Annotated in this window: 16 protein-coding genes; 11 read left to right on the top strand and 5 right to left on the bottom strand. The window is 70.5% G+C overall.

The window, feature by feature from the left end:
• Window positions 1–236 precede the first annotated feature (236 nt).
• On the top strand, window positions 237–530 hold the full coding sequence (locus tag ACFQ9V_RS05930; RefSeq protein ID WP_382458245.1) for a DUF2277 domain-containing protein: 294 nt from the start codon (window positions 237–239) through the stop codon (window positions 528–530).
• A 322-nt stretch (window positions 531–852) separates the two neighbouring features.
• Here the strand turns inward: ACFQ9V_RS05930 and ACFQ9V_RS05925 are convergent, their stop codons facing one another.
• Window positions 853–2,727, bottom strand: a complete 1,875-nt coding sequence (locus ACFQ9V_RS05925; RefSeq protein ID WP_382458244.1) for an amylosucrase — start codon at window positions 2,725–2,727, stop codon at window positions 853–855.
• A 58-nt stretch (window positions 2,728–2,785) separates the two neighbouring features.
• Window positions 2,786–3,427 carry an NADPH-dependent F420 reductase gene (locus ACFQ9V_RS05920; protein WP_382458243.1) on the bottom strand — a complete coding sequence of 214 codons (642 nt, stop codon included), beginning with the start codon at window positions 3,425–3,427 and terminating at the stop codon, window positions 2,786–2,788.
• 54 nt (window positions 3,428–3,481) lie between these two features.
• Here ACFQ9V_RS05920 and ACFQ9V_RS05915 point away from each other — a divergent pair, with 54 nt between their 5' ends.
• From ACFQ9V_RS05915 to ACFQ9V_RS05885, 7 genes are all read left to right on the top strand, one after another.
• Window positions 3,482–4,963, top strand: coding sequence for a PQQ-binding-like beta-propeller repeat protein (locus ACFQ9V_RS05915; RefSeq protein ID WP_382458242.1), 1,482 nt, complete (start codon window positions 3,482–3,484; stop codon window positions 4,961–4,963).
• 634 nt (window positions 4,964–5,597) lie between these two features.
• Window positions 5,598–5,804: a cold-shock protein gene (locus ACFQ9V_RS05910; protein ID WP_369961448.1), complete on the top strand. Its 207-nt coding sequence runs from the start codon at window positions 5,598–5,600 to the stop codon at window positions 5,802–5,804.
• Window positions 5,805–5,967: 163 nt separating this feature from the next.
• Entirely contained in the window at window positions 5,968–7,062 is a 1,095-nt protein-coding gene (locus ACFQ9V_RS05905) for a fatty acid desaturase family protein (protein ID WP_382458241.1), read from the top strand.
• A gap of 250 nt (window positions 7,063–7,312) precedes the next feature.
• Window positions 7,313–7,633, top strand: coding sequence for an ATP-dependent DNA ligase (locus ACFQ9V_RS05900; protein ID WP_382458240.1), 321 nt, complete (start codon window positions 7,313–7,315; stop codon window positions 7,631–7,633).
• A 47-nt stretch (window positions 7,634–7,680) separates the two neighbouring features.
• Window positions 7,681–8,208, top strand: coding sequence for a putative immunity protein (locus tag ACFQ9V_RS05895; protein ID WP_382458239.1), 528 nt, complete (start codon window positions 7,681–7,683; stop codon window positions 8,206–8,208).
• A gap of 271 nt (window positions 8,209–8,479) precedes the next feature.
• Entirely contained in the window at window positions 8,480–9,076 is a 597-nt protein-coding gene (locus ACFQ9V_RS05890) for a TetR family transcriptional regulator (protein ID WP_382458238.1), read from the top strand.
• A gap of 94 nt (window positions 9,077–9,170) precedes the next feature.
• A complete protein-coding gene (locus ACFQ9V_RS05885; protein WP_382458237.1) occupies window positions 9,171–9,596 on the top strand; it encodes a GNAT family N-acetyltransferase in 426 nt (141 codons plus the stop codon).
• Between the two features lie 33 nt (window positions 9,597–9,629).
• Here the strand turns inward: ACFQ9V_RS05885 and ACFQ9V_RS05880 are convergent, their stop codons facing one another.
• Complete coding sequence (locus ACFQ9V_RS05880; protein ID WP_382458236.1) at window positions 9,630–10,802, bottom strand: ROK family protein; 1,173 nt, start codon at window positions 10,800–10,802, stop codon at window positions 9,630–9,632.
• 7 nt (window positions 10,803–10,809) lie between these two features.
• Window positions 10,810–13,215 (bottom strand): glycoside hydrolase N-terminal domain-containing protein, encoded by a 2,406-nt coding sequence (locus ACFQ9V_RS05875; RefSeq protein ID WP_382458235.1) that lies wholly within the window; start codon window positions 13,213–13,215, stop codon window positions 10,810–10,812.
• A gap of 147 nt (window positions 13,216–13,362) precedes the next feature.
• Here ACFQ9V_RS05875 and ACFQ9V_RS05870 point away from each other — a divergent pair, with 147 nt between their 5' ends.
• From ACFQ9V_RS05870 to ACFQ9V_RS05860, 3 genes are all read left to right on the top strand, one after another.
• Window positions 13,363–15,573 (top strand): alpha-galactosidase, encoded by a 2,211-nt coding sequence (locus ACFQ9V_RS05870; protein ID WP_382458234.1) that lies wholly within the window; start codon window positions 13,363–13,365, stop codon window positions 15,571–15,573.
• Window positions 15,574–15,660: 87 nt separating this feature from the next.
• Window positions 15,661–18,213, top strand: coding sequence for a X2-like carbohydrate binding domain-containing protein (locus tag ACFQ9V_RS05865; protein ID WP_382458233.1), 2,553 nt, complete (start codon window positions 15,661–15,663; stop codon window positions 18,211–18,213).
• Window positions 18,214–18,344: 131 nt separating this feature from the next.
• Window positions 18,345–19,262, top strand: coding sequence for an acetylxylan esterase (locus tag ACFQ9V_RS05860; protein WP_382458232.1), 918 nt, complete (start codon window positions 18,345–18,347; stop codon window positions 19,260–19,262).
• Window positions 19,263–19,338: 76 nt separating this feature from the next.
• Here the strand turns inward: ACFQ9V_RS05860 and ACFQ9V_RS05855 are convergent, their stop codons facing one another.
• Window positions 19,339–21,021 carry an ABC transporter substrate-binding protein gene (locus ACFQ9V_RS05855; protein ID WP_382458231.1) on the bottom strand — a complete coding sequence of 561 codons (1,683 nt, stop codon included), beginning with the start codon at window positions 21,019–21,021 and terminating at the stop codon, window positions 19,339–19,341.
• Between the last annotated feature and the right edge of the window lies 1 nt (window position 21,022).

The following is a 21,022-nucleotide window of genomic DNA, read 5'->3' as shown; positions in this document are numbered from 1 at the left end:
GGTCGCGGCCTTGCGGACGCCCGTCAGTGCTGCGGAAGCGTGATGGCGCCGGTGTTCGTGAGGCCGTCGACGTCGGCGGCAATGCCCTCGGTCTCGGGGAGGGTGCGCTCGATGTGATCGCGGAGCGAGCTCATGGGATGGTTCCTATCGTGCTGTGGGGGTAACCGGGAAATCTTCCGCCATTCAACCTGAGAAGACGCACAACACCCGGGATTGAATGGCGGTATCGTCGCGGCATGTGCCGGAACATCCGCTGCCTCCACAACTTCGAACCGCCCACGACCGACGATGAGGTCCGGGAGGCCGCCCTCCAGTTCGTCCGCAAGGTCAGCGGCTCGACGCGCCCCTCCCGGGCGAACGCCGCCGCGTTCGACGAGGCGATCGACGAGATCGCCGAGGCCACGCGCCGCATGCTCGACCAGCTCGTCACCAACGCGCCGCCGAAGACCCGAGAGGCCGAGGCGCTGAAGGGGCGCGAGCGGCACGAGAAGCGGATGGAGCGGGAGGTGCGGATCCGCACGGCCGTGTGATCCCGGTACGTCGCGCCCTCGGCTACGGGAGGTTGTAGACGACCACGCCGGCGATGATCGCCGCGACACAGAGGCTCACTCCGAGCCAAACCGGCACGACTGAACGCGGCTTCCCCTGCGCGACTCGCCGATCACCAACCCGCTTGTCGAAGCGCCGTATCCACGGCATGAGCGCGGAGATAGCTATAGCGATGACCGCCAGAATGATCAGCCACAGTGGCACCAGTGGACTCGCTTTCGTGGTCGGAAACGGGGCGACCCTCATCACACCATGATCGGGTGCTGCTGACGCGAATCTCTGCGCCCCACGTTCGGGCGGACCTCACTCCGCCGGGACCGACCACACGAAGCCGTGCCCGCCGAGCGTCACGCCGTCCCGCAGGTCGTGACCGTCACCCGTGACGAGATCCGTCCGCAACGCGGCATGTCCGTCGAGCGCCCACGGCTCGACCCGCTCCGGGTAGTCGCCGAAGTTCGCGAGCACCAGGAGGGAGCGCCCGTCCCGGCCCGGCCGGACGTATCCCAGCACCTTCGGGTTCCCGGTGTCGAGCGCGACCAGCTCGCCGCCGCCGAGCGCATCGAACCGCCGGCGGAGCCCGATGAGCCACCGCATCCGTTCGTACAGGCTGCCGGCGCGCGTGGAGGCGTCCGTCCGCTCTTCGTACAGCCGCGCCGGATACGCCGGCCGGCCGACCCACCGCGAGTCCTCCCGGCGTCCCTCCGCCTCCAGCTGCCCGTAGTCGTTGAGCTGGCCGACCTCGTCGCCCAGGTAGATCAGCGGGATGCCGCCGGTCGACAGCGCGAGGGAGTAGGCGAGCAGCACCCGGCCGGGTCCTCCGGCGTCGCCCGACTCGTACCCCGCCAGGGAGGCCGTCGTCCCGGCGACCCGGCTGTCGCCCGTCTTCGGATTGAACTGGAAGGCGACCCCGCGCGCGAAGCTGCCTTCGAAGCGGCCCGTGTAGTAGTCGTTGAGGAAGCGTCGGTGACCGTACGGGTCGATGCCGAGACGGATGGCGTCCTCGTCCGCGAACGTCCAGCCGATGTCGTCGTGGCTGCGCACGTAGTTCACCCAGGCGGTCCCGGACGGGGTCCGGTGGCGGTCGGCCAGCGCACCCTGGAGCAGCCGCACGTCGCGGGTCGCCAGCGCCTCCCAGGTGAGCGCCATCTGCAGCGGGTTGTAGCTGAGCTGGCACTCGTCCTGGCGCACGTACGAGAGCACGTCGTCCGGGTGCACGATGGCCTCCGAGAGGAAGACCATCGCGGGCGCGGCGATCCGGCAGACGGCGTTGAAGGCCTGCAGCAGCAGGTGGGCCTGGGGCAGGTTCTCGCTGGAGGTGCCGAGCTGCTTCCAGATGAACGGGACGGCGTCCATCCGCAAGACCTCCACGCCGAGGTTGGCGAGGAAGAGCATCTCCCCCGCCATCGCGCGGAAGACCGCCGGGTTGGAGTACTTGAGGTCCCACTGGAACGAGTGGAACGACGCCCAGACCCAGGTGCCGTCCGCGAGCTGAACGAACGAGCCGGGGTGGTCGTCCGGGAAGATCTCCCGCGTCGTCTCCTCGAACCGGTCCGGCTGCTCGCGCGAGTCGAACATCCAGTAGTAGTCCCGGAAGGCCGGATCGCCGGCGATCGCGCGCCTGGCCCACTCGTGGTCGCTGGCGGTGTGGTTGAAGACGAAGTCGACGGCGAGCGAGATGCCGTTCCCGCGCAGCGCCTCGCCCAGAGTGCGGAGGTCGTCGATCGTGCCGAGCCGCGGGTTCAGCTCCCGGTAGCTGGAGACCGCGTAGCCGCCGTCCGAGTTCCCCTCCGGGGTGAGGAACGGCGGCATCACGTGCAGGTAGGTCAGCCCCAGCTCGCGGAAGTACGGGATGCGCTCCCGGAGCCCGGGAACGCCGCCCGCGTAGAGGTCGGTGTAGCAGACACCGCCGAGCATCGCGTTGGACTGGAACCAGTCCGGCTGCTCCGAGCGCCGGCGGTCGAGGTCCTTGAGCTCGGCGGTGCGCTCCCGCCAGGAGGCGTCCACCAGCTCCAGCGTGCTCGCCAGAGCCCCCGGCAGTCCCGGATGGTCGCCGTAGATCGCGCCGAGGAGGCGGCGCAGTCGCTCCCCCTCCACCGCGAGCCTGCGCTCGAAATCGCGACGGTCTTCCTCGATCGTGCTGCTCTCGCTGCTCACGTGACCCAACGTAGGGCGCGGCATTCGATTGACCAAGGGGTTTCCGTCGCGGGACGGCGCGCGATGGAGGGGGCGGGCGACCTCAGACCGTGCGCGGTGCCTTCGCCAGGTTCGCCTCGAGCTCCTGACGGTTCTGCCGCACCACGTAGGCCGGACGGTCGCGCTCCACGCGCCAGCTCTCCGAGAGCGGGCCGAGGTTGACGGTGTCGAAGCCGAACTGGTCGTAGATCGACGTCACGAGCGCAGCCGCGTCCTCGTGGTCGCTCGCGGTCGCAAGCGCACGCCGGTTCTCGGTGCCCGCGGGCGAGCCGGTGGTCTGGATGTCGCGGGCGGCGATGTGGTTGAAGCCCTTGGCCACCTTCGACTCCGGCAGGTGGGCCTGGAGGAGGCCGGAGACCGTCTCCGTCCCGTCGTCGAGCTCGGCGATGTGGCCGTCCCGCTCGAAGTAGTAGTTGTTCGTGTCGATCACGATCTTTCCCGCGAGGGGCTCCACGGGGATGTCGCGGTAGCTCCGGAGCGGGACGGTCACCACCACGAAGTCCCCGGCCGCTCCCGCTTCGGCGGCCGTCGCCGCGGTCGCCGACGGGCCCAGCTCGGCGACCAGCTCCGCGAGCGTCTCCGGTCCGCGCGAGTTCGCGATCGTGACCGTGTAGCCGTGGGCGATGAAAGTGCGGGCGAGTGCCTGGCCGATGTGGCCGGCTCCGATGATTCCTACGTTCGTCATGAAGGGTGCAACCGAGGGGGCCACGGAGAATTCCGGGAGGCATACGCTGTCGCCATGCACCGCGCCACGCGGGGACCCGCAGGCCGCACGCGCGCTCGCCTCGGAGCGGCCGCGCTGGCTGGCCTGCTGCTGCTCGCGGGCTGCACCGCGTCGGGGCCGCCGTCGCCGACGACGTCCCGCACGTCGAGCACACCGACGCCCTCCCGCCCCACGCCGTCAACGTCGTCCACACCGGTCGCGGTTCCGGTGCCCGGCGTCACGGCCTGGTCCTCGTACCACGCCGGTCCGGCGCGCACCGGGGCGGTGGCCGCCGGAGCCTCGCTCGCCTCGCTCGCGCGGGCCTGGTCGGCCGACCTCGGCGGCGCGGTATTCGGCCAGCCCGTCGTCGCGGGCGGCCGGGTGATCGCGGCCACGGAGACCAACCGGGTGGTGGCGCTCGACCCCGCCAGCGGGAGCGTCGTCTGGTCGGCCTCCCTCGGCGCACCGCTGACGAACGTCGGCTCGGTGGCCGGCTGCGGAGACATCGACCCGCTCGGCGTCACCAGCACCCCGGCCGTGGACACCGCCACCGGGACCGTGTACGTCGTGGGCGAAGTGAGCACCGGCGGAGGGGCGGTGCACCACCAGCTCGAGGGGTTCAGCGTCGCCACGGGACAGGTGCTGCTATCGGAGACCGTCGACCCGCCGCTCCCCGCGGGCGAGGACCCTGTGCACCTCCTCCAGCGGGCGTCGCTCGCAGTGGCGAACGGCCGCGTCTACATCGGCTACGGCGGCAACTACGGCGATTGCGGCGCCTACCACGGCTGGGTCGTCGGGGTGAACGAGACCGGCGCGCCCGGCCTCATCGCGTTCGAGGCGGCGGCGGACGGCCAGGGCGGCGCGATCTGGCAGGGCGGCGGCGCGCCCGCGATCGACGCGGCAGGCGACCTCTACGTGTCGACGGGCAACTCCAACCCGGACCCGCCGGCCGGCGGCCCCGATCCCGTGCAGTACGCGGAGAGCGTGGTCAAGCTGTCGTCCGACCTGAAACCGCTCGCCGCCTTCAAGGACCATGGCGCGGGAGGCGACGACGACCTGGGGACGGGCAATCCGGTGCTGCTGCCGGGTGGCCTCCTGTTCGTCGCGGGGAAGACGGATGTCGGCTTCGTCCTGCGCCAGTCCGACCTGTCGGAGGTCGCGAGCATCAGCGGGATCTGCGGCAGCGATCCCGACGGCGGTGCCGCGTACGACCAGGCGACGAACCGCCTGTTCGTCTCGTGCCTCGACGGGGGCATCCAGACGGTGGACCTCGCGTCCAGCCAGCGGGGTCAGCGCCTGTCGGGTGCGAACGGCGCGCCCATCGTCATCGGAGGCACAGTGTGGGCGGTCGACTACCCGGACGGGACGGTCAGCCAGTTCGACGCGGCCAGCGGCGCGCTGATGCAACGGCAGCCAGTGGGAGACTCCGTGCCGCACTTCGTGAGCCCGAGCGCAGGCCTCGGGGTGCTGCTCGTGGGGACGGATTCGGGGGTGGTCGCCTTCCGCGGGGGCGGGTGAGCCGCGTACCGGAGCGGTCGCTGAGCATGCTCCCACGCGCACCGTGTATGGTTGGTTGGGTCCGGCAGACTGCATTTCGTCGATCGGCCGGGCATGATCACGCGTTTCTGACCGTGTGACCGTGACGGTCCCGCATCAGAAACCGGTCCTTCCCATCCGAGTGTCGCGTGCGGGGCCGCCATCCTCTACAGGCTTCCGACATCCCCGAAGGGGTTCCGACAGCTCCACGGGAACCGAGAGGTCCGCCTCCACCGCCCATGACCCGGCCATCATCTTCCGTCGCAGCAGCGCTGCCGCGACGACACCCGCCTCGTACGAGGCGAAAGGACTCACCATCACCATCGTTTTGCGGCCACCGGCCGCACTCACCTGGCGCCAAGCCGACGACACCGTCTGGGTTGCCACCATCGACGAGGAGTACGTCGGCATCGCCGAACTCGACAACGGTCGATTCCGCGTGCTCGACGGCCGTTCGCGCCCCGTCGGCACCGCGCCCAGCATCGCCGAGGCGGAGACCCTCCTCCGGCGCACACCGACCCACCGCGTTCCTCGCGGTGTTCACAGACGTCCGCGCCGATTCGCGCGCGGCGACCGGAGCCGACCTCTCGGCTCCCGAAGAATGAAGGAAGAAAAGATGCCCACTGGCACCGTCAAATGGTTCAACTCGGAAAAGGGCTACGGCTTCATCGCCCCGGATGACGGCAGCGCCGACGTCTTCGCCCACTACAGCGAAATCGCCTCCAACGGCGGTTACCGCAACCTCGACGAGAACCAGAAGGTCGAGTACGACCTCGCACAGGGACCGAAGGGTCCCCAGGCCGCGAACATCCGCCAGGCCTGATGGTTCCGGTGCCCGGTCGAGAGGCCGGGCACCGACTCCGTCGCGGGGCGCCGCTCTCACGGGCTACACCGGCGACACTCAGCAAGCGCGCCTACGCTTGCGGCATCTCGGGCGTTCTGCCCACATCCTCGGCTGGGAAGTCGTCGCACCAGCGGAGGAAGTAATGACCGCATCCACTCTCGGCCCTGTCACGAAGACGCGACAACGCGACGCGTCCCGGCCTGCGGTCACCAGCACGTACAACGAACTGCTCGCGCAGGTTCGCAGCGAAGGCCTCCTCGAGCGCCGCCGCGGCTTCTACATCGGCACGTTCGCCGTGCTCACGGTCGGCCTGCTCGGCGCGGCCGCCGGTTTCGTCCTGCTGGGCGACTCCTGGTTCCAGCTGCTCATCGCGGCAGCGCTCGGACTGATCTTCACCCAGTTCGCCTTCCTCGGCCACGAGGCGTCGCACCGTCAGGTGTTCGCTTCCGGTCCCCGCAACGACCGCGCGGGCCGGCTCATCGCGACCTGGCTGGTCGGCATGAGCTACCAGTGGTGGATGACGAAGCACACCCGCCACCACGCGAACCCGAACACCGAGGGCAAAGACCCCGACATCGCGTTCGACACGATCTCCTTCACCACAACGGACGCCGCCCGTCAGCGCGGCCTCCTCGCCGTCATCACCCGCCGCCAGGGCTACCTCTTCTTCCCGCTGCTCCTGCTGGAGGGCGTGAACCTGCACGTCACGTCGATCCGCTCGCTCGTCGCGCGGGGCCCGGTCGAGCGCCGCAAAACCGAGCTCATCGCGATCGGACTGCGGCTCTCGATCTACGTCACCATCGTGTTCCTCATGCTCCCGCTCGGGATGGCGTTCGCGTTCCTCGGAGTGCAGCTCGCGGTCTTCGGCGTCTACATGGGCGCCTCGTTCGCCCCCAACCACAAGGGCATGCCGCTGCTCCCGGCCGGCTCCCGGGTGGACTTCCTCAGCAAGCAGGTGCTGACCTCCCGCAACATCCGCGGCGGGTGGGAGATGAGCATCTTCATGGGTGGGCTCAACCACCAGATCGAACACCACCTCTTCCCGAGCATGCCGAGGCCCCACCTGCGCCGGGCCCGCGAACTCGTGCGCGAGCACTGCCGCGCCCACGACATCCCGTACACCGAGACCGGGCTCGTGAACTCGTACCGAATCGTCATCGCCTACCTCAACCGGGTGGGGCTCGCGGCGCGCGACCCGTTCGACTGCCCGGCGGCGAACCAGTACCGCAGAGCCTGAGACCTCCACCCTCACGGCCCGATGTCAAGCGGCTGTGCGCCCGCTGTGTGAGAGGACGTTGAGGACGCAGAAGTCCTGGTGAACGCCGTATTCGACAGTTCGCTCCCGCCCACCTGGCAATCGGCTCCGTGCGATGGCCTTTCTTCAGCCGCGTGGGACAGACTGGGCAGGCACCTCCGGTTGACGTGAAGCCTCGCCTGGCACCCGATTCTTTGCCCCCCTTCCGGACTGACCGAAGGAGGGCAACATCATGGGCTACCTCAGCTACGAGAACACCGAGTACCAGTTCGACGACCGAACCCTCGCTCACCTGCACATCGTCATCGTCAACAAGCTCCGGCAAGGCCAGAGCTTCGCCCTGTCCTGGAAGGACGCGGCCGCCGTGGGCGGCGGACGCACCAGCATCTGGCTGCACCCGTCCAGCAACCTGCGATTCCACTTCGACGGCTCCCGCACCCCCGCACTCAACGGCGACTGGCTCCAGCAGCTCGCGGACTCCGCGGAGAGCTCGCGCGGGCTGGTCATCGAAGCGGAGGAACGAGCGCCGCTGCGGGCGCTCGAGACGGCCTGAGCCGAGTTCGGGCGCGCCGCGCCTTCGACGTGTGACACCATGCCGGTGTGCCGTCATCGCAGACCCTGAGCCTCGCCGATCGACGCCTGGTGGCCGCGTGGGCGGCCGAGTGCGCCTCCCGGGTGCTCGCACTGTTCGAGGCCGAGGCGCCGGACGATCCGAGGCCCCGGGACGCGATCGACCGCGCCAGGGCCTTCGCCCGCGGCGAGCTCGACGCGGCCCACGAGATCCGTGACCGTTTCGTCGCCGGACGCGCCGCGCAAGCGGTCTCCTCCCCCGCGGCCGTCGCCGCCGCCCGATCGGCGGCACAGGCCGCCGCGGTCGCGCACATGGGCGCCCACGCGCTCGGCGCTGCGGCGTACGCGGCGAAGGCTACCGGCCTGGCCCCGCACGCCGACCCGACCAGCGCCGATCAGGAGACCGCCTGGCAGTTCGCGCAGCTCGACGAGCAGACCCGATCGGCGCTCGCACGGTTGCCCTCCCTCGGCGAAGACAGCGCCGGTCCGCTCGGGGCCGGGCTCCTCACGAAGGGCGTGCTCGGGGTCGCCATCCGGAGGATTCAGGAGCAGCTCTGAGAGCGAAGTGGTGAGGGCGGCGCCCCCACGCCGCCCTCACGTTTGCATTCCCGGGCCGCGACCGGCTCCCCCGTCGGTCATGGCTCCGATACTGCGCGCCAACATACTAAAATCCCGGTTGACGTTTGATCTCACAGTAGAGCGTCGTACGGCCGTCGTCAATCAGTGAGGTAGACCGATCGTTCCGACCGTCTGGTTTGCTGCTGGACCTCCCCGGCCGCGATATCCTGCACCGGAGCAGCACACGCTCCTGTCGAGGAAGGTCCGTCGGATGGCAGAACGCGCTCGGCAGGCGAACGAGACCCGGGAAGCCATCCTCGACGCCGCCGCCGCCGAGTTCGCCCGCTACGGCTTCAGCGGGGCCCGGCTGGACCGGATCATCGCGGCGACCGGCTTCACGAAGGGAGCCGTCTACTTCCACTTCGCGTCGAAGAAGGCGATGGCGGACGCGGTGCTGTCCGGACGCTTCGACGCGTGGCCGGCGCTCGTGCAGGACGTCAGAGACCACGGCGGTCGCGGCCTCTCCGGCATGCGGCTCCTCGCCTGGCGGGTGACGCGGACGATGGCGACCAACATCCGCACCCGCGCCGCCATGCGCCTCAGCCAGGAGCTCCGGCTCGTCCCCCAGGGTGTCAATCCGTACGATGTCTGGGCCCAGCGATTCATCCCGTTCCTGGACGAAGCGGTCGAGGACGGCGACGCACCCGACTCCCTGGATCGCGCCAGAGCGGCCAAGACGATCGTCAACTGCCTCTTCGGCGTCCTCTCGGTGGCCATCGACTCGGGAACAGAAGACCAGGTCGACGCCGAGCTTGAGGCGCTGTGGAGGCTTGTGACGCCGGGGCTGCGTACGGGAGGGGCCGGATAGTCGGGGCCGAGTGAGCGGAGCAAACCTTTTTCCCTGCGGGTCGCGTCTTCGCCCGAACCGGCGCTCCGCAGGAGACCGGACGTACCATGAAGGAGTGACCACGGACGATTTCGAATACCCCGATGAAGCCGGATACCCCGACGGCACCGGCACCCTGACCGAGGACCAGGTCGTCCTCATCGGGGAGGTGACGGACGACCACTCCCCCACGATCACCTTCTTCGTCACCGACAACGAGCCGAGCTCGACGTACGAGGCGATCTCCGGGGACACCGTGATCGGCGGCCTGACCTACGAGGTCGCCGACGAGAACCGGCGCGTGCTCGTCGCGGCCGCGGTGTACCCCGAGTACCGAGGCCAGGGAGTGGCCACCGAGCTGATCCGGCGCGTCCTGGACGACATCCGCACCCGCGGCGACACGATCACCGTCGTGTGCCCCATTGTGCGGGCCTTCATCGACCGCAACCCCGAGTACGGCGACCTCGTCGACCCGGCGCTCCCCGGGCTGCGCACGAGGTAGCCGACCCAGGAGGTCGAACGGCTGCTCCAGGCGTCAGACCACCAGCGCCCGGATCGCGCTGGCCGCGGCTCCCCGCGCCCAGTCCTCGAAGGTGTGCGGGCGCACGGCGAGCTGGCACTGGTCGGCGGAGGCGAACACGTGCTCGGCGTACGAGCGGCGGAGCGGCTCGTCGATGAGGTCGAAGTCGGCGACGCCCTCGCCGCCGATGACGACGAGTTCGGGGCCGACCAGATTCACCAGGCTGGCGATCGCGGCGCCGATCACCCTGCCGGCCTCATCGAACACCTCGACCGCGGCGGCGTCCCCGGCCCTCCGGAGCTCCAACGCCTCGCTCATGGTGACCGGGCGTCCGTGAGCGGCTGAGACGGCGGCCACGATCGCTGTCGTGGACGCCACCGCCTCCACGCAGCCGCGGCGGCCGCACGCGCACACCTTGTCGGGCGACGTGAGCGGGAGGTGGCCGATCTCCCCGGCCACTCCGTAGGCGCCCTCGACGACCTCCCCGTTCAGGTGCAGGCCGGAGCCGATGCCGCGGCCGATGGTGACGATCGCGAAGGAGCTCGTCCCGAGTCCGACGCCGAACCAGTGCTCGCCGATGGTGAGCGCCCGCACGTCGTTCTCGACGACGACCCGCCGGCCGAGCCGCTCCGCGAGCGCGGTCCCCAGTTCGACGCCCTTCCACTCCATCAGTGCGGAGTCGCGCACGATCCCCTTCGCGGTGTCGACGTCGCCCGACACGGCGACACCGACGGACGCGAGTCGCGGACCCAGACCGTCGAGCTTCCGCTCGAGGAGAGCACAGAGCTCGACGATCGCGTCGATGACCTCGGCCGGCGCGTGCGAGGTGAGCGGCAGCCGCTCGGACGCGATGACACGGGTCGTGAGGTCGGTCGCGACGCCGATGAGCTCGTCCGCGTTCACCTTGATCCCGAGCGTCACGACCGCGTCCGGGACGAGGGCGACGGGACTCACCGGCCGGCCGGGCAGGCCCGTCAAGGTCGGTCCGAGGGTGTCGTTGAGGAGCCCGACGGCGACGAGCGGAGCCACGGCCTTGGTCACCGCCGCCTGCGACAGTCCCGTGAGCTTGGCCACGTCGATCCTGCTGATCGGGCTCCTGGTGAGGATCGTGGTGAAGACGCGCGTGGCCGCATCGGACGACGAGCCGAGCAGCGCCGTCCGAGTCCGCACCTCGTCGTTCATGTCCATTCCCCGATCAGAATACGGGTTCCGGGATCGTGACGACGGCCGTTCCGCCGGCGGGGACGAGCACGTCGAGGTCGGAGGCGCCGGAGCGGACCGGAACGCGACGTTCCGTCGTGCCGGGGTTGTGGAGGACGGCCTCCGTCAGCACACCGTCCGACCAGCTCAGGTCGACGACGATTCCGCCGCGGGCGTGGAGGCCGTCGACGCGGCCCTCCGGCCAGGCCGAGGGCAACGCGGGCAGCAGGTGGACGCGACCGCCGTGGCTCTGCAGCAGCAGCTCCGCGATCCCGGCGGGGAACCCGAGGTTGCCGTCGAGCTGGAACGGCGGGTGCGTGCTGAAGAGGTTCGGGAGGAGGCCGCCCCACTCGGAGCCGTCGACCGGGCCGTGCCGGCGGGCGTCGCCGCGGTAGGGGGCGAGCGCCTCGCGCAGCAGCTCGTGCGCGGTCTCGCCGTCGCCGAGCCGGGCGCGCAGCGCGATCTTCCACGCCCACGACCAGCCCATCGCACCGGGGCCGCGCGCGTCGAGGAAGCGCCGGGCGCCGTCCGCGAGCGCGGGGGCCGACTCCGGAGTGATGAGCTCCAGCGGGTACACGCCGACGAGGGCGGAGAGGTGCCGATGCGCTGGCTCGTGCTCGGCGACCTCCGCCGACCACTCCAGCAACCGGCCGTCGGAGCCCACCCGGAGCGCGGGGATGGTGCGGAGAGCGGCCACGACCTCCCGGCGCAGAGGGGCGTCGGCGCCGTCCTCCACGGTGTCGATCGCCACCAGCGCGCGCTCGAAGAGGGCGCGGATCAGTTCGAGGTCCATCGTCGCCGTCAGCCCGAGTGCCCGCGGCCGGCCGTCCGCGTCGAGGTACTGGTTCTCCGGGGAGGTGGACGGCGCGAGGTACGCGACGCCGTCGGGGCCGACCTGGAGCCAGTCGAGGCAGAACTCGGTCGCGCCGCGCAGCAGCGGCCAGATCCGGTCGCGCAGCAACGCGACGTCGGCGCTGAATTCGTACTGGTCCCACAGCGAGTGGCAGAGCCAGACGCCGCCCATCATCCAGATCGCCCAGCTCGGCGCGCCGTGCCCCATGCCGACCGGGAGGCTCCAGCCCCACAGGTCGCTGTTGTGGTGCGCGACCCAGCCGCGGGCGCCGTAGAGCTCGCGGGCGACGTCGCGGCCGGTCTGAGCGATGCGCTCGACCAGCGAGATCAGCGGTTCGGCGTCCGCGGTGAGCCCGAGCGGGCCGGCCGACCAGTAGTTCATCTCGGTGTTGATGTTGATCGTGTAGTTGGAGGACCAGGCGGGCCGCAGCTCGCCGTTCCAGATGCCCTGGAGGTTGGCTGCAGGGCCGCCCGGCCGCGAGCAGGACTGGAGGAGGTAGCGCCCGTACTCGGCCGCGATCGTCGCCCGGAGGCCGTCGCCGGCGCCGTCGAGCACATCCCTCTGCACATCCCACCGGCCGGCACGCCGGCCGCCGATCGCGAACCGCGCCGCCGCACGGCGCTGCACGCCGACGGTGGAGGGGGACGTGTTCTCGCCAAGCGCGCCGAGAACGCGCTCCCGCGCGCGGTTCCGGATCGTCTCATGGGAGACGCTCCGCCACTCGTCGTCCACGCCGGCCCACCACGACTCAGCGCGGGACGACGACGAGAGGGCGATCGACAACCGACTGGCATGACGGATCGTCAGACCGGAGTCGTCGGATTCGGCCGTGCCGTCGCTTCGCACCGCAAGGGCCGTGGATGCGAAGCCGTCATTGGATCCGTCGCCCGACTCCGCATAGCGGATCGCGGGGACGACGGATGATTCGTGCAGGGGCGCGCCGTCGACCGGGACGGCCAGGTCGAGCGCGAGTTCGCCGACGCCGCTCTCGCCTGCACTGCTGCGGCGGCCGAGCTCCCGCAGCGGGGTGGTGACGCTCACGCGCACCTCTGGCAGCGGCTCGTCCGCCTCGATGCGGATGACGAGCGCGCCACCGGCGACCCACGAGACGCGACGGACGGCGACGCCGCCGACCTCCAGCCGCTCCTCCAGGAACGCCTCGTCCAGGTCGAGCACCCGCGCGGGCTCCCCCGCCGCCTGGATCGCCGCGGGGAGGCCGACGAACAGGTCGGCCAGCGGCAGGAACTCCTGCGAGTAGCGGCCCTCGAAGGTCATGAGCAGCCGCTCGGCGTCAGCGAGGTCGCCGCTCGCGAGAGCGGCGCGCACCTCGCGCAGCCGGTCGGGACCGGCGCCTCCCGCGAGGACACGGCGCAGCTCCTCCCCGGCCGTCTCCGGGGAACCGGACCAGATCAGGGCGTCGTTCACCTGGTAGCGGCCGGTCGCGCCGCCGAACGCCATCGCGCCGAGGCGGCCGTCGCCGAGCGGGACGGCCTCCTCCCAGTGGGCGGCAGGAGCCGACCAGGCGAGCTGGAGCGTGTTCTTCGTCATGCGAGTCGAGTGTCCGTTCACCGTTCGGCGGAGGCCGGTTCACGTCCGTGAGCTGGAGCGGAAATCGCCGGCCGGGGTTGCAGATCACACAGTAGGCATGGTTTATTGACACTGTCAAGCAATTCCATTCCCCCCGAGGAGCCACCCATGCTCGACGGCTACGGCGCCGTACTCGCCCTGCGCGCAGCAGGCACCTCCCTCGTCCTCGACGCGGACGGACGAGTGCCCCGCGTGCTGCACTGGGGAGCCGACCTCGGCCCGCTCGACGAGGCCCTGTCGGAGGCCCTGCGCGACAGCGGCGGCCCCGCCGTGCTCAACAACTCGCCGGACGTCCCCCGCTCGTTCAGCCTGTGGCCCAGCGAGTTCGAAGGCTGGGCAGGGACGCCGGCGCAGGAGGGGCACGCCGCCGGCTCAGCGACGACGCCGCGGCCGCACACCGTCGCCGTGCGCTACGAGACGGATGGACGCGACGGCGACCTCGGCGGCCGCATCGAGTTCGACCTCGCGGACGAGATCACCGCGCTGCGCTCGACCATGTCCATCGCCCTCGACCGGTTCGGGGTACTGGCGGTGGACGTCACCCTCACCCGTGACGCCGCGCTCTCCGGCGGCACGACGACCGAGCCCTACACGCTCGACGCCCTCCGCGTCCTGATGCCCGTGCCGGAGCGCGCGACCGACATCCTCGACTTCACCGGCAAGTGGTGCCGCGAGCGCGCACCGCAGCGCGGCCCGCTGTTCTTCGGCAGCCACGTCCGCCGCGCACGGCGCGGGAAGCCGGGCCACGACGCCCCGTTCCTCGTCGTCGCCGGTACAGAGGACCTCGGCTTCCGGCGTGGGGAGGCCTGGGCCTCGCACCTCGCGTGGAGCGGCGACGCCGAGTACGTGGTGGAGCGGCTCACCGAGGGCGCCGGCCCGTTCTCGTCCGTGCTGGGCGTAGGCGAAGGCCTCCGTCCCGGCGAGATCGCGCTGGCGCACGGCGACAGCTACATCGCCCCGACCGCGCTGTTCCTGTGGTCGGCCGACGGTCTCGACGGGCTGGCCGACCGCCTCCACCGACGCCTGCGCGCCCGGCCCTCGCACCCGGCGAAGCCGCGCCCGCTCACGCTGAACTCGTGGGAGGCGGTCTACTTCGACCACGACCTGGACCGGCTCACCGCGCTCGTGGAGCGCGCCGCGCGGGTGGGCGTGGAGCGCGTGGTGCTGGACGACGGCTGGTTCCACGGCCGTCGCGGCGCCAACGCCGGGCTCGGCGACTGGATCGTGGACCGCTCCGTCTGGCCGGACGGCCTCGGCCCGCTGGTCGACATCGTACGTGCGCACGGGATGGAGTTCGGGCTCTGGTTCGAGCCGGAGATGATCAACCTCGACTCCGACCTGGCCCGCGCGCATCCCGACTGGGTGCTCGGCCCCCGGCAGGCGCTCGGCGCGACTGCACGCGACCAGTACGTGCTCGACCTCACGCGACCCGACGCCTATGCGTACGTGCTCGAGCGGATCAGCGCGATCGTGTCCGAGTACGGCGTCGACTACATCAAGTGGGACCACAACCGCGACCTGTCGGAGGCGGTGAGCGGGTACGCCGGCGTCGACCGGCCCGCGGTCCACGAGCAGACCACCGCGCTCTACCGGATGCTCGACACGCTGCGCGCGCGGCACCCCGGGCTGGAGATCGAGACCTGTTCGGGAGGCGGCGGCCGGGTCGACCTCGGCATCCTCGACCGCACCGACCGGGTCTGGGCGTCCGACTGCAACGATCCGGTCGAGCGCCTCCAGATCGAGCGCTGGACCCGGATGCTGCTGCCGCCCGAGCTGATCGGATCGCACCTCGGCGCCGAGCGCTCGCACACGACCTCGCGGCGCACGGACCTGGCGTTCCGGCTGATCGTCGCGCTGACCGCGCACGCCGGGATCGAGTGGGACCTCCAGGAGGCCGACGACGAGCAGCTCGCGCAGATCGCGCGCTGGGGCGCGGCGTACCGCGAGCTGCGCGGCCTCATCCACTCCGGCCGGGTCGTGAACGCGGACCTCGCCGACGAGACCACCCTGCTGACCGGCATCGTCGCCGACGACGGGAGCCGGGCGATCTTCACCTGGGCGCGGCTCGGCACCTCGGCGCCCGGCCAGTCCGGCCGCGTTCGCCTTCCCGGCCTGGACGCCGGCGCCCGCTACGCGGTGCGCGTCCGCGACGACTTCGGCCCGGCCAGCCGCCACCAGAGCGCCGACCCGTCCTGGCTCGTCGCCGCGGCGACCGGCACTGTGGTCCTCCCCGGCGCGGTGCTCGCCGTCGCGGGCGTCCCGCTCCCGACCCTCAACCCCCAACAAGCGATGCTGTTCGATCTCGTGCGGGTGCCCTGACCCCGGCGATCGCTCCAGTCACAGACGGCCCACCACATATCGCCCGCGCGCATCGTTGCGCTCGAGCGCCTCAGAGAGGAAGAACGTATGACAGGCCAGACACGCTCGCGACGGGGACTCACCGCCCTGCTCGCGACGATCGCGGCGCTGGGACTCGTGGCGGCTGCCGCGGCTCCCGCCGGCGCGACCCCGACGGGCACGCCCACCCCCACCGCTCCACCGACCGTCACGGCGAGCGCGACCCCGGCGCCGACCGGGACGCCATCCGCGACACCGACCTCCACTGCGAAGCCGACCTCCACCGCGAAGCCGACCTCGAGCGCGACACCAACGCCCGCCCCGGCCGTGGACCCGTGGGCCGCCAAGCCCTACATGGGCTGGAGCAGCTACTCCATGCAGGTCTACAGCGGCAACGGCAAGTGGATCACCGCCGACCAGATCCTCGCGCAGTCCGATGCCATGAAGGCGAAGCTGGGCAAAGCCGGTTACGACTACATCAACGTCGACTCCGGCTGGAACGACGGCGTCGACGCCAACGGCCGGCCCGTGCCGAGCGCGACGCTGTACCCGCAGGGACTGAAGAAGGTGATCGACCACGTCCACGCGAACGGCCAGAAGTTCGGTCTGTACTTCATCCCGGGCATCTCCCCCGCGGTGTACCAGGCGGCGTACCCGATCGCGAACGCGCCGGGTTGCACCACCCACGACATCGTCACGCAGCCGTTGCAGCAGGCCGACTACTGGAAGATCGGTTACCGCCTCGACTTCTCGAACCCGTGCGCGCAGAAGTACATCGACTCCATCGTCGATCAGCTCGCGTCCTGGGGCGTGAACTTCGTCAAGTTCGACAGCGTCACCCCGGGTTCCGGCATCAGCGACCTGTCGCTGGACGCCCGTGACGACGTCGCCGCCTGGTCGAAGGCGCTGAAGGCCAAGGGCATCTGGTTCGAGCTCTCCTGGGCGCTCGACATCAACTACGCCGACACCTGGAAGCAGTACGCGAACGGCTGGCGCGTGGAGTGGGACGTCGAGGCGTACGCCCCGGGCGTCCAGCTCACGCAGTGGAGCAACATCGCCCGCCTGTTCCCGCGGGCCGCGGACTGGTGGCGCTACGCCGGCCCCGGAGGCTGGAACGACTTCGACTCCCTCGACGTCGGAAACGGCACGATGGACGGCCTGACCCAGGACGAGCGCCGCACCGCCACCACGCTGTGGGCGATCTCGGCCGCGCCGATGTACATCGGCAACGACATGACCAAGCTCGACCAGTTCGGCGTCGACCTGCTCACCAACAAGGAGGTCGTGGCCGTCGACCAGACCGGCACGCCCGCCCAGCCGGTGTCGACCTCCACCAACAAGCAGGTCTGGTACGCGCCGAACGCGGACGGCAGCTACACCGTCGCCCTGTTCAACCTCAGCCCGACCGAGTCCGACATCACCGCGAACTGGTCCGACCTCGGCCTCAGCGGGCCGGCGAAGGTCCGCGACCTGTGGGCCGGCAAGGACCTCGGCACGTACACAGGGAGCTTCACCGGCAAGACCCTGCCGATCCACGGCGTCCGCCTGCTGCGCGTGACCCCGCAGAGCGGCACGACGGTCGTGCTGAACGACGACGCCCAGCGGGTGACCTACGCGGGCCAGTGGACGCGCAACGGCGGCAACGAGGTCGTCGCGACCACGCAGCCGCTGGCGGTCGCGGTCGGCGACTCGTCGACCGGCACTGTGCCGACGCCGCCCGCGTCCGGACGGATCGTCGCGGTCAACGACAGCGATTCCGGCATCACCTACACCGGCAGCTGGGGCCAGAGCGGAGGCCGCGGTCTCGGCGACTACCAGGACGACGTGCACTACACCGAGGGCGATGGATCGTCGTTCCAGTACACGTTCACCGGCACCGGCATCGACTACGTGACCGAGCTCGACCAGTCGCAGGGCGCCGTGGACGTGTACCTCGACGGCCAGTTCCAGAAGACCGTCGACACCAGCCGGGCCGCCGGGCAGCCGAGGCTTACGCAGCAGGTGGCGTGGAGCGCCAGCGGCCTCCCGAACGGCTCGCACACCCTGCGCGTCGTCAAGAAGTCGGGTCAGTTCATGCTGCTCGACAAGCTCGACGTCACGCTGGCGAGCCTGCTCGACCCCGACACCGCGGTGTTCGACAAGGCGAAGCCCGCCGATGTCACGGTGACCCTGCAGCGCGACGGCAGCGAGCTCGCCGGCATCGTGCGCGACGGCACGGCGCTCAAGCGCGGGACGGACTACAGCGTCTCCGGCACGACCGTGACGATCGCCTCGGCGTATCTCGCGGGCCTCGCGAACGGCACGGTCTCGCTCGGGTTCCAGTTCCGCGGGGACGCGCACGACGACATCCACGCGACGACCACGAACGGCGACACGGCCGGCCTGACCTTCACCGGCACCGGCGTCTCGTGGATCGGACCGACCGCTCCCGACCAGGGGAAGGCCGAGGTCTACGTGGACGGGAAGCTCGCCACGACGGTCGACACCCACTCGGACAGCCGCCGCACCGGGCAGAAACTGTTCAGCGTGACGGGGCTGCGCGCCGGGCAGCACACCATCCTGGTGAAGAAGGTGTCCGGGGACATCCTCCGGAACGACGTCTTCCAGTACACGGCCAGATGACGAACTAGGAGCCCCATGCCCCACCCCGTGTCGCCCGGCGGGGGTGTCCGCCTCATCGCGGACGCCCTCGCCGGGCGCGCCGGCTTCGCCGGCCTCACAGCCCTCGCCGGACGCACAGCGGGGCTGCCGCGATGACCGGCGCCCCCTTTCCCGCCGTGCTCGGCACCGATCCGCTGCCGACCCCCGACGACTACGACGACTTCTGGGCGGACGCCCTCGACCTCGCTCGCCGGCACAGCGTCGCGCCGCGCGCCGTCCCCGTCGAGACCCTCCTGACCACGATCGACGTCTACGACTTCGCCTTCGCAGGCTCCCGCGGACGCCCCGTGACCGGCTGGCTGCGTCTCCCCCGCCACAGGGAGGGCGCCCTCCCCGCGGTCGTCCATGCCAACGGCTACGGCGCCGGCCGGCTCTCCCCGCTCGACGACCTGACCTGGTCGTCCGCCGGATACGCGCACCTCGTGGTGAACACGCACGGCCAGGGCGGAGGCAGCACCGGCCACCTCCTGGACGGCATCGAGGACCCCCGGCGCTACTACTACCGCGATGTGCTCGTCGACGTGACGCGCGCGGTGGATGCGGTGCGCGAGCTCGACATGGTCGACGCGTCGCGTGTGGCGATGATCGGCAACAGCCAGGGCGGCGGCATCGCACTCGGCGTCGGAGCGCTCGCGCAGGGCTTGGCCGCGGTCCTCGCCCAGTCTCCGTTCCTCACCGACGCGCCGACCGCGCTGCAGCTCGCAGCGCAGGGTCCGTGGACGGAACTTCGCGGCTACCTGACCGAGCATCCCGAGCGCGCGGACGCCGTCGCCCGCACGCTCGCGTACGTCGACGGTGTCACGTCGGCGCGCCACGCGACCGCTCCCGGCTGGCTGTCCGACGGCCTCGCCGACGACATCTGCCCTCCCGAGACGACGCGCACGGCGGTCGCGGCCTACGCGGCTCCGGTGCTGTTCCGCGAGTGGCCGGGCGCCGGGCACGAGTCGGGCGGCAGCAACGATGTCGGGGCTGCGATGACGGCCCTGCGGCAGCGGTTCGCCATCCGCTGAGCCGCCTTCACTCCCCTATTAACGACTCCGGCCCGGCCCCGACATCGTCGGGACCGGGCCGGAGCTCGTCAGCTTTCTACTTCTTGCTCTTGTCGTACGCCGTCTGCAGGGTGCTCAGGTAGTCCTTGAGCCCGAGCCCGTTGAAGCCCGCCACGTACGAGTTCCAGTCCGTGTCGAGGTTCTTGGAGCCGGTGATGAAGGCCAGCGCGTTCTGCGTCACGTAGTTGTCGATGTTCGTCTGCTCGGTGGCGACCTGCGTCGCCTTCGCCGCGTCGGGCCAGACCTTCCAGGTCGGGTAGATCGCGCTCTTGTCCTCGTGCCCCTTGTACAGCTGGGTCGCCTCGAACAGCCGGCGCTCGTACCCGGACGGGTCGTAGATGTCGGTCGGCTCGACCTGCGCACCGCGGAACTTCTCGTTCTGGTTGTACGTCGAAAGCGCCTGCCACTGGACCGCATTGGCGGCGTCCTGCGAGAGCTGGAGGTTCTTGAACAGCGGCTTGTCGGCCGGGTCGAGCGCCTGGTCGCCCGCCGCGGGAGCGGACCAGCCCTGACCCTCCGGACCGAAGTTGCCGTCGAGCTGCCCCTCGTTCGTGAAGAGGTAGTTCACCATCTTGATCGCGGCCACCTGGTCGTTCTTCGACGCCTTGTTGGTCAGCAGGAACGTCGCACCCGGGGTGCTCCCGAACGCGTACGTCGCGAAGTTCGCACCGTTAGGGCCCGTCAGCGGGGGCACCGCGTCGTACTGCTTGTCACGGCCGTCCTTGGCGCCGGGGCTGACGAAGATGTACGGGTGCAGTGCACTCGCGCTCCCCAGCAGCACCGAGCCGGAGTTGTTGCCCTCCTGGGCCAGCGCGGCCGGGTTCTGGGTGAAGGCGCCCTTGTCGATCAGGCCGGCATCCCACAGCGACTTGATGTACCTGAGACCCTCTTTCCAGCCTTCCTTGTTCGCTTGGATGTCGACCTTGCCTTTGTTGAGCACGGTCGTCGACTGGATGCCCTTGTCGGGGTTCTGGGGGTCGTAGATGAACGCGTTCATGAAGAACGGGATGAGCGTGTCGTGCGAGTCGCCGCTGAGCGGGATCTCGTCCGCCTTGCCATCGCCGTTCGGGTCGCCGGTCTTGAACGCCTGGAGGACCTTGGTCATGTCGGCCGTGGTCTTGGGCATCTGGAGGCCCAGCTTCTTGAGCCAGTCGGTGTTGATCCAGAGCTTCGACGGGTACTGGATGTGCAGCGTCTCGGCGAGCTGGGGGAGGCCGTAGATCTTGCCGTCCGGCGACGTCACCATCGCCTTGTAGTCCGGGTTGGTGTCGATCACCTTCTGGATGTCGGGGGCGTACTGCTTGATCAGGTCGTTCAGCGGCAGCGCGACGCCCTGCTGCGCGAGCTTCTCGACATCCACCGGGTTGAACTGGTCCACCCACGGGATGAGCAGGAACATGTCCGGGTAGTCGCCGCTGGCCATCAGGATCTGGCGCTTCTCGGGCGCGACGGAGGAGTCCTGCGTCGTCGTCTGCCAGGAGAACTTGATGTTGAACTTCTTCTCGAGCTGCTTGGTGAACGCGTTCGTGGCGAGGTCCTGCCCGGTGCCCTGCTGAGCGAACACCGAGATGTTTGCAGTGCCTCCGACCTTGTCGTCGGCGTTCGTGGGCGTGCTGGTGCAGGCCGTGATCGCCAGCAGCGCCATGCCGCTGGCCGCGGCGGTGATCGTGCGCATGAGCCGGCGCCGACGACGGGTGTGACTGTCGGTGATGGGTAGCATG

The sequence above is a fragment of the Leifsonia sp. NPDC056665 genome (genome assembly GCF_042791795.1).
Classification (GTDB): domain Bacteria; phylum Actinomycetota; class Actinomycetes; order Actinomycetales; family Microbacteriaceae; genus Leifsonia.
The sequence above is the reverse complement of the archived record's forward strand: the minus strand, read 5'-3'. Positions and strand labels throughout refer to the sequence as shown.

Coding starts and splice junctions, on each gene's coding strand:
- ACFQ9V_RS05860 (WP_382458232.1), top strand. CDS start 18,345: ATGACCGGCGCCCCCTTTCCCGCCGTGCTCGGCACCGATCCGCTGCCG.
- ACFQ9V_RS05925 (WP_382458244.1), bottom strand. CDS start 2,727: ATGCCGCGCCCTACGTTGGGTCACGTGAGCAGCGAGAGCAGCACGATC.
- ACFQ9V_RS05880 (WP_382458236.1), bottom strand. CDS start 10,802: ATGGACATGAACGACGAGGTGCGGACTCGGACGGCGCTGCTCGGCTCG.
- ACFQ9V_RS05905 (WP_382458241.1), top strand. CDS start 5,968: ATGACCGCATCCACTCTCGGCCCTGTCACGAAGACGCGACAACGCGAC.
- ACFQ9V_RS05890 (WP_382458238.1), top strand. CDS start 8,480: ATGGCAGAACGCGCTCGGCAGGCGAACGAGACCCGGGAAGCCATCCTC.
- ACFQ9V_RS05930 (WP_382458245.1), top strand. CDS start 237: ATGTGCCGGAACATCCGCTGCCTCCACAACTTCGAACCGCCCACGACC.
- ACFQ9V_RS05855 (WP_382458231.1), bottom strand. CDS start 21,021: ATGCTACCCATCACCGACAGTCACACCCGTCGTCGGCGCCGGCTCATG.
- ACFQ9V_RS05915 (WP_382458242.1), top strand. CDS start 3,482: ATGCACCGCGCCACGCGGGGACCCGCAGGCCGCACGCGCGCTCGCCTC.
- ACFQ9V_RS05865 (WP_382458233.1), top strand. CDS start 15,661: ATGACAGGCCAGACACGCTCGCGACGGGGACTCACCGCCCTGCTCGCG.
- ACFQ9V_RS05875 (WP_382458235.1), bottom strand. CDS start 13,215: ATGACGAAGAACACGCTCCAGCTCGCCTGGTCGGCTCCTGCCGCCCAC.
- ACFQ9V_RS05870 (WP_382458234.1), top strand. CDS start 13,363: ATGCTCGACGGCTACGGCGCCGTACTCGCCCTGCGCGCAGCAGGCACC.
- ACFQ9V_RS05900 (WP_382458240.1), top strand. CDS start 7,313: ATGGGCTACCTCAGCTACGAGAACACCGAGTACCAGTTCGACGACCGA.
- ACFQ9V_RS05910 (WP_369961448.1), top strand. CDS start 5,598: ATGCCCACTGGCACCGTCAAATGGTTCAACTCGGAAAAGGGCTACGGC.
- ACFQ9V_RS05920 (WP_382458243.1), bottom strand. CDS start 3,427: ATGACGAACGTAGGAATCATCGGAGCCGGCCACATCGGCCAGGCACTC.